Origin of the sequence: uncultured Nostoc sp. (assembly GCF_964245445.1) — a bacterium.
Classification (GTDB): Bacteria; Cyanobacteriota; Cyanobacteriia; order Cyanobacteriales; family Nostocaceae; genus Nostoc.
On the sequence record NZ_CAXTNE010000318.1, the window covers coordinates 1 to 8,482 of the forward strand.

The following is an 8,482-nucleotide window of genomic DNA, read 5'->3' on the forward strand; positions in this document are numbered from 1 at the left end:
GTTGTTAGCGATCGCTGGTTTTTGATCCTACCTCACCAAATCGCGTTGCTCCCAGGACAAACCCCCGCCGGCACCTTAACCCTAAAACCCTATGAGAATCAATCCACCCTCAACCTCACCTTAGCTCCCAATTCTTTAGTGTCTGCGTCTACAACTGGAAGTGGTAAAGGAGGAAACCTGATAGTACAAGCACCAGAAGCCATAACCATTCAAGGGCCAGGTACACTTGCGGTTAAAACCACAGGTGATGGTGCTGCGGGAGAGTTGAGAATTGATACGCAAAAGCTCACCATTGCTGACGGTGCAACTATCTCTGCATCCACCGACTCAAAAAATCCAGAAGGCACAGGCGGCAGTATCATCATCAACGCCACAGAGTCCTTCAACCTTACCAATGCAAGTTTAGATGCCGAGTCAACGGGCGCAGCTCCTGCTGGTAACATCAAGATTAACACCCCAAACTTAACAGCGACAAATGGCACGATCGCAACCTCCTCCAACGAATCTTCTGGGGGAGGTATTACCATAACTGCTGATCAGATTCGCCTATTTGGCAACAGTGACATTACCACCAAGGTCAACCAAGGTGCAGGAGAAGGTGGCAAAATTGACCTGAAAGCTGGCTCCATCCTCGCTTTCGATGACAGCGATATCCTAGCTTTTGCTCGTGATGGCAAAGGTGGAGATATCACCTTCGACACTAGAGCCTTCTTCGGCGAAAACTACAGCGCTGCATCTTCTGGTAACGATCCGCTAAATACCCTTAATGGCAATAATCGAGTAGACGTGAATGCTACTAGTGCTATCAATGGAGTCATCACCATACCCGATGTCAGCTTCATCCAAAACAGCCTTACCGAGTTACCCGAAAATCAGATTAACACCGACAGCCTCCTGGCAAATAGCTGCATTGTCCGCCGCAATCAACCAACAAGGGGAAGCTTCACCATCACAGGTACTGGTGGCTTACCCCAGCGCCCGGGAGATGCTCAAATGTCCAGCTTTCCCACAGTAGATGTGAAAACTTTACCAACTGACAGCACACTCTCAAATACCAACCCAAATTCTTCTTGGCAAAAAAGTGACCCGATTGTAGAACCTCTTGGGGTATATCGACTCCCAAATGGGAAACTCGTATTGAGTCGAGAATGTTCTCGCATTCAATAATATGAGTATGTACCCAATCTATAGTGGGTTGTCATTTTAACTGGACTTTAGATTAAAGGTGAGCGATCGCGCGAAGTGAGAGACTGAGCAAAAAATAAAGGGATGCCTGCAAGAACAAGCACCCCAGTAACGGAAGATGAAAGAAGCACTACCAACCTTCATTTGCCGTTATAGATGTTTTTGCACAATTGTTGGAATTCCGTCAAGCAGCATACGAATGTTTGGGTCGGGCAAAGGACTCAACCTGGGAATTGATGGATGCAATATTGCTGATAGGTAAAGCATACAGTTTGGAATGGCACTAAGAAAAGGGAAAATCGTTGAGGCAGCAGGGGTGCAGAGGAGCAAAGGAGCAGGGGAGAAAGAAGAAGTTTTAAGCATACGAACGGATATTTAGAAATTCCCCTCTGCGCCCGTGCCCCCCTGCTCCTCTGCAATTTTTACGCTGCATACCCTTCAGCTTAACTTAGTGCCATTCGGGTCTTGGCGAAATTTCATTTGGAGAAGACCAATCAAGGTACAAAAGCAGACACTCATGGTCATAAAGGTCACTTATCTGGAACAGTAGGGGATGTGCCACCTGTTTACGCTACTGTATCTAATGTGCATGATTTGTCTGTAGATTTATTGCCGAAATTGGCTGATTACAAAGAGTTGTTCTGTACTCACCAAGATAATTGGTAGCCCTAATGATGCTTTCACGAGCGCTTCAGTCGCCCAATTGTGATGCAGCAGATTGGAGAGGGATGCAACCAGCGTCAATCCAATCACTTGCCAGGGTGCGATCGCGACCCAATTCTGTTTCCAAGCTGCCTGTTAGTGCAGTCTAGCTTGGCTTTGGCGTGCGGCTTGACGCCAAAAAGCAAAGGTACTGAGTACAGCGAAAAGATATGACATTCCGACATCGACTAGCAGAATTGCTTTCAGATTTGGAGTCATAAGAGGATGCCCAAGCGCGATCGCCGTTAGACAAACTCCCGTTGCTATATCAGTAAACCAAAAAGTTTTGCAAAAAGGGCCAACCACTATAGATACAGCAGATATCACCAACAAATGTTTTCTTTTAGTTAATATTTGGGTAAATCTTCTTTGGCTCAGAATCAGTCGTAAAAGGCTCATGTTGTCGATTAATTTCTCGCATACTTTTTACACTTAAACAGATGTTAGCCTTTTTATCTCAAGCCCTACAGCGCAAATATTAAGTAGTTGAAAGAATTTATATTCCAACAGGTTAGTACTCACGATTTCTCGACCAAATAATCATAAGTAATCATAATCTCTACTATGTCTGCTGCTTAGAGAATTGTGGATTAAAAAGTATTAAAAAATACAAGTATTTTAGCGATCGCTCTTTAGAGAAAAACTTTTTGGTTTACTGAATTAACTGTTGCCCTTGTGCTTGTTGCAATTGAATTGCACTGACTGGCGTACCACTTAATACCTCGTACAACACATACAGCAAAGTCCCCTTTGATTCAATTATTTGGGCAATACTCCTAACCTTCTGGGGTGAAATCGCGTTGGCATCAACATATAAAATGCTTTTACCAACGCTGCCTATTGCTTAAGCAACTTCTGAGGCTGCCTGTGTGGCGGCAGCAGGAACTAGCACTGACAGCACCACATCAGATTCAATCACCAGTTGTTTGAATGAACTTGAAAGAAGTTATTTTTCTCCTTCGTAAGCTAAGGCTTGGTCGCCTGCTTGGGCAAATGCTTGGGCGAGTTCAACTAGCTTTTGTCGCTCTTGATCGTTAATAATACCAGCCGGAGGTGGCATCAGTTTTTCTTTGATTTGGCGTACCGTTTCGTGTCGTAATGAGAGCGCTTGATTTGGATAACTCAGCATTACTAAAGGATTTTGTTTAGCCGCGTTGTCTGGACTATGACAAACAACACAAGCGTGTTGACGTAGATTAACCTCAAATGCACGATAAGCAGCATCAACTTCAGCGACGTGTGGGTTTGATGGAGAAAACAAACGGGTATATAGTGTTACATAAGGTTGCTTCTTGCCATGAGCATCATTCCAAACCCACTTACCATCCCATACATGATTTACTACTGGTCTTTGTGAGTCAACTACAGCTGAACGCAGCGCCCCTTTGAGCTTTTTCTGTTCTAGAAACAAAAGTAATTCAGTACTTTGCTGGTAAGAATTCCACTTTTTCGATGAGTGCCAAAAAGGATAAGGATAAGCACCAATATCAAGCTGATTACGGAACTGAATGGGAAGGTGAATCACAATTAAATTGTTTACCTGTTCAACCTTTGGTTCACCTTTGAACATAAAAGTAGCTAGGTAAATGCGACGCCAAACTAATGGATTAAATTCAGTTGTTTGATTATCTTTGAGATTATAATTACCGACTTTGCTTTGAGCGCCCCACAAGAAGGGTGCATTCATGGTTTTGCGGAGGGTTGTTAGCTTAGCGAGTTTGTCAGCGCATGAGTTGAAGGCAGCTAAATTTTTAGCATCAGAGACAACGGGACAAGCAGCAATAATTTCTTTACCGATTTTCTTAGCTAGTTCTATGTCCGGCGATGCTTCTTGTGCTGATACTATATTTTTGGGATTGAGTGCTTGTGTTGTAGATATCAAGAACGCGATCGCTACTGCTATGCTCAATAACATAAATCGCGTAGGCGCAGCCCGCCGCAGGCATCGAAAGTAAAATCTCCGAAGATCAGACATTGTAGAACTTTAAAACTAAATAGGATTTAAGTAAATGTAGAGAGGCGAAATATCGTGTCTCTATATTTTCTAAACAGTTAAAGCTTTAAACTGTGATTCTTGTACCATCAAACTTGGTGAAGGTGAAACCTGCAAATTTTTCGCGGAACGTTAGCTTTTCATCTCTGAGAATGCTGATGGCGATCGCTTCGCCAAGAGCCAACGACGCTGCTGCATCTGTGCGCCAGTGAATCCCAGCACTATCACGACCCAAGCCAATATTTGCCGCCAGTTTGTTCAATTCGCCGCCCACGGTCAGCAGTGGGCCTTGATAGGGAATCAATTTAGTGGGATCTTTGGGATCGGGTACCACCGGATTCGGAATCACATAACTCTCATCAAATAGTGCTTTCAAAATCGTGACACTGGCACCTGCCGCTACCGAAGCCCCTCCTGGATAAGAAGAGTGGAATGGTGCCCCTTCAGGAAAAGCCTGCGGTAGCAGATAGGATTTGTTTTTGCTGAAGAAGCGATCAAGTGCTTCTGAGTTAAAAACATCGGGGTGAATCGGATAGTTTGTTTTATTCACCTTGTTGTTGTGAACTAATCCACCAAAAGCCTCTGCTCGCAGACGACGGTGAACATAGTACTTCTGCCAATAAGCCGCTCTGATTGCATGTGGACTAACCCAACTGATTAAAGATTGTGAATACCCTGGACCAAATGTCGCAGAACCACCCACTTGGGTCTTCGAGTTGTTATAAGGATTACCGGGATTGTAAGGTGAGCCAACGCCACCAGCTAGGAGGTCATTAATGACTGGCTTGGCGAGTAGAATTAGAGCAGCATTTGTATAGACGGGTGGTGGCGTGTGGGCAATCTCTGACTGGTCGCGCCCGTTGATAAAGTAACGACGGGTTGGGTCAAATTTAATCGTTCGACCAGGATCGCCACCATTTTGTACCAGCAACCACTCGTTATAGTTGGTTTGAAAACTGTTTTCGGGAATAGCTAGGGGAACACGGTTAAGCTGAACATAACTCTGTGTTCCTGCGGGCACAGGACGCAGTAAAAACTGGGAGACGTATGGCCCCACATCTACCCCTGGCAACGTGTGGTAAGTCGTTCCACCAGAGGCATTAACGTAAATCGCGGTGCCTCGAAATAGGAGTTCGGGTGTAACTCGTCCATTCTGTTTAGGCCCTTTGAATGCTGACAACCGATTCAGATCCTGAACTGCTGCCAGAATCAGCGGGTTAGTTGTATTATTGCGGAACTCGCTAAAGGGTACATCCTGCAACAATTGTTGCCAAGCAATTTCGAGGAATTCAGCCGCCTGCTCTGCACTATCGAGGGTAGGTGGCACTGGAATTGTCAATTGGGTCGGATTCAGCCCACTCAAGCTAACCGCTAATGGACCGAGCGGTTGTACCAGCTTCCGTGTGCCACCCAGGATGATCTTTTCATACTCATTGGGATCATCGGAGGTCAACGCATTAATAAAAGATTGATAAGCCTTCAGATCCACTTCGCCCAGCTGGTTATGGGGTAATCCTCGTGTATCCGTCGCAATTTTGTTAGCATACTTTGCCTCATCTCCATTGGTGGGATGAGGAGCAATAGGAATTTCCCAATTAACCTTGGCTGCTCTTGTACGTACTTGAAAAGCTCTATTACGAAAGTTGCTATAGTTAAACGTTGCAGCAGGTTGTAGAGCCTGGACAACATTTCCTCCTTTCTTCAAGGAAAGGGATGAACTGAAAACCCCTGCTACAACACTAGCTGCACTAAACAAACCGGCGCGACCGAGAAATAAACGTCTGCTGCTGCGACCGAGGAATAATCTTCTACTACCTGCGCTAGTTTGAGGTTGCTTAGTTTTTGTTATTTCACTATGAGCCTGAGCATTTTTTTCAGAATCTTGATGAGAATTGGGATCTGCTTGCATCTAAGTTGTTCTCCACTAGTAAAAAATTACATAAAAATCCATTCAGAGGGAATGGGCAATCCTACGCGCTAATAGTAGGATTGAAATAAAAACCAGAAACTGAGCCGCTCTGGCTTTGCGCTTTATGCCTCGTTGAAAGGAATTTCGGCATAATTCTTTTTTTAAACTAGGCTTTATATCGTGTCTTGTTAAAGACTTATCATTAAGACCGCAAAGAGACTGCAAGTTCACAAGGGAGGGGTTTTAGGTTTGACGCATAGAATCGGCAATTATAACTAATTAGCCGGACTTGATATCAAACCCACACCTGAAGTTCTTTACCTGTTCCCTGTTTCCTGCCCCGTACCGCTAAAGCAGAACCCGTTCGCTTTAGCGTCTTTGTCAGGAGAAGGGTAGGGGTCTGTAAAGTAACTTGCACGCTAGGTTACCACTCCTAATACTCATATATGCATTGACTACTGCTATTCAATGCTTAATTCCCAATTCCTATGCGGTTGTGTGAGCAATTCAACAGGAAAATCAGAGGTTAAAATATCAAGCGTTGCTGCGATCGCCTTTGATGGAGCATAGCCCAAACATTGCTGTCTGCACAACTAAAATTTACCGCTTATTTCCCGTCAAAATCTAAAATACGATAAATCTATTGATTTACCGTATTTTATAATCACTAAGTTAGACTTTCTCACAAACAATCATGAAAATCAAGTAGTTTCTACAACAATTTGTTATGATTACAACTCAATTGGCAGCAAAGGCTGAAGCGACCACTTCCAGATAGTGTTGAGTTTGCACTACATAATTTTGAGCGAATTTGGATAGCTGATGGCTCTACGCTAGAAGCTTTATTTTCCCAAACATCAATAGCACCAGAGAATAATCCCGCATTTCTCACTCTTCTTGAGGGGAAGAAGGGGCAGAGGAGAAAGAACTTGTACATGAACTCTCCTCTGCTCCCATGCTCCCCTGCTCAAGAGCACAAGCGCAGGCTTTGAGAGATGTGGTGAGAAATCCGGGTAATGCAGATTTACCTGCATCATTCTCAATTTGCACCTACTTGACATCAGTATCTTTGAGTCTTGCACGTTCTAGTACTTGCATTGCAAAACAGTAACTTTTTAGCAACGAATTACCGAGTTTTTTCCCTTTTAAATCAGCAATTTTTTAAATGGGCTAATTAGGCAAAACTAATAGAGCATAAGTTTTTCGCCTACTTGGTCAATTTACTTGCTGGTTTGGCTGCTTACACTTATTTGCCCAAAAAACTCTTCTCTACGAGACACTGCGCGAACGGCTTGGCTCAGGGTAAACCCTCGATTGACATTTACTCAAAAAATTTGCTTGCATTGTCGCCTGCCATTTTTTAGTTCGCTCTAAGTCACGTTCTTTTACATCACACTCACCCATCATTGACAAGGATTTATAACCTGAGACCCGCCTGTTTCATCAGAGGTAGGATGCGATCGCCAAAAAATTGTAGGTCTTCCTTAAAATCATAAAAGCTCAATTGCAGACCGTTAACACCAGCCTTTTTTAACTGTACAAACTGCTCGACTACCTGTTGTGGCGTACCGATGACCTCGATATTACCACCAATAGCTCGGCGCTTCGGTGCATCTTTACCCACGCGACCCTTCCAAGCGTGCGCGTCACTGTCGAATCTGCTAAAGCCCAAAGGAGCAGCCGGGTCGGCGTGGGCGACTATAGCATCGTGGTAAGCCCAAGTTTCGCGCTCAGTTTCGCGGCTGATTACCATCGGGTTGAGGAGTGTTTGGACTTTGCGGCCAATGTCGCGCGCAGCTTGCTTTACTCTTTGGGTATGTGTGGGTAGCACATCGATGGCACTGGCAAAGTCAGAACCCCCTGGGCTGGTGATAAACACAATGTCAGAGTAGCGTGCAGCGAAGGAGATACCAGCGTCTGAGCCAGTAGCATTGACTAGCACTGGACGACCGTATTTCGGTTTAGGTGTAACGTAAGCACCACTGAGCTTCCATGAAGACTTGCCCTCAAACGAGAAGTTCTCATCGTCACCCCACAGGCGTTGCAGCACTTCGATGAACTCGGCGGCAATTTCATAGCGATGATCATGTTCAATGCGTTTCCAACCAAACATCTCGTGTTCAACAGCGCGATGTCCAGTCACGACGTTGATGCCCCAGCGACCTCCTGATATATGGTCTAGCGTTGCGCCGTACTTGGCTAAGTGCAATGGATGAATTGGCCCATATAACACATGGATGGTAGAGATCAGCATAATCTTCTGTGTCAGGCTCGTGAGCGCAGCAGTGGTCACAAAAGAGTCTAGCGCTTGACCGTTGAACACACCGCCATAACCACCTTTGGGTAGCCACTGTGACAGGGCAAACACCAAGTCAAAGCCCAGCGCCTCAGCGTGCAGCACAAGAGCTTTATTGTATTCAAAGCTCCAGTCGGTGGTGCGTGGTAGTGTGGAGGCACTCCAACCGCCTGCCTGGATTGGCAGAAACAACCCCAACAATACAGGCTGTTTCAATGCTTGAGAGAGGGGGCTTTGGGCAAAATCTGTCGGAGCCGCAAAGCGATCGCAACTGACCTATTTATTGTTCAAGTTGTTGCCAATGTCATTGATAAAATTCCCGATCCGGAATTGCAGCTATTTTTACAGCAGATTGCAGGTTTATGAAGTACAGTAGCAACAGTCTGTAAACCAGTTT

Annotated in this window: 6 protein-coding genes and 1 pseudogene; 3 read left to right on the plus strand and 4 right to left on the minus strand. The window is 45.0% G+C overall.

Annotated elements, in window-relative coordinates; translation table 11 throughout:
- Together ACFE90_RS33110 and ACFE90_RS33115 are read left to right on the plus strand one after the other, a co-directional pair.
- Positions 1–1,167: pseudogene (locus tag ACFE90_RS33110) on the plus strand (response regulator); the annotation flags it as partial.
- Between the two features lie 498 nt (positions 1,168–1,665).
- Positions 1,666–1,851, plus strand: a complete 186-nt coding sequence (locus ACFE90_RS33115; protein ID WP_375506542.1) for a hypothetical protein — start codon at positions 1,666–1,668, stop codon at positions 1,849–1,851.
- 132 nt (positions 1,852–1,983) lie between these two features.
- Here the strand turns inward: ACFE90_RS33115 and ACFE90_RS33120 are convergent, their stop codons facing one another.
- From ACFE90_RS33120 to ACFE90_RS33135, 4 genes are all read right to left on the minus strand, one after another.
- Positions 1,984–2,286, minus strand: coding sequence for a hypothetical protein (locus ACFE90_RS33120; protein WP_375506543.1), 303 nt, complete (start codon positions 2,284–2,286; stop codon positions 1,984–1,986).
- Positions 2,287–2,833: 547 nt separating this feature from the next.
- A complete protein-coding gene (locus ACFE90_RS33125) occupies positions 2,834–3,862 on the minus strand; it encodes a c-type cytochrome (protein WP_375506544.1) in 1,029 nt (342 codons plus the stop codon).
- 85 nt (positions 3,863–3,947) lie between these two features.
- Positions 3,948–5,789 carry a vanadium-dependent haloperoxidase gene (locus ACFE90_RS33130; RefSeq protein WP_375506545.1) on the minus strand — a complete coding sequence of 614 codons (1,842 nt, stop codon included), beginning with the start codon at positions 5,787–5,789 and terminating at the stop codon, positions 3,948–3,950.
- A 1,417-nt stretch (positions 5,790–7,206) separates the two neighbouring features.
- Positions 7,207–8,301: an LLM class flavin-dependent oxidoreductase gene (locus tag ACFE90_RS33135; RefSeq protein ID WP_375506546.1), complete on the minus strand. Its 1,095-nt coding sequence runs from the start codon at positions 8,299–8,301 to the stop codon at positions 7,207–7,209.
- An 18-nt stretch (positions 8,302–8,319) separates the two neighbouring features.
- Here ACFE90_RS33135 and ACFE90_RS33140 point away from each other — a divergent pair, with 18 nt between their 5' ends.
- Positions 8,320–8,451: a hypothetical protein gene (locus ACFE90_RS33140; RefSeq protein WP_375506547.1), complete on the plus strand. Its 132-nt coding sequence runs from the start codon at positions 8,320–8,322 to the stop codon at positions 8,449–8,451.
- Positions 8,452–8,482: the final 31 nt, after the last annotated feature.

What these genes read in the sequence shown, in the direction of transcription:
- ACFE90_RS33120 (WP_375506543.1), bottom strand. Translation starts at nt 2,286, where the DNA reads ATGAGCCTTTTACGACTGATTCTGAGCCAAAGAAGATTTACCCAAATA.
- ACFE90_RS33125 (WP_375506544.1), bottom strand. Translation starts at nt 3,862, where the DNA reads ATGTCTGATCTTCGGAGATTTTACTTTCGATGCCTGCGGCGGGCTGCG.
- ACFE90_RS33130 (WP_375506545.1), bottom strand. Translation starts at nt 5,789, where the DNA reads ATGCAAGCAGATCCCAATTCTCATCAAGATTCTGAAAAAAATGCTCAG.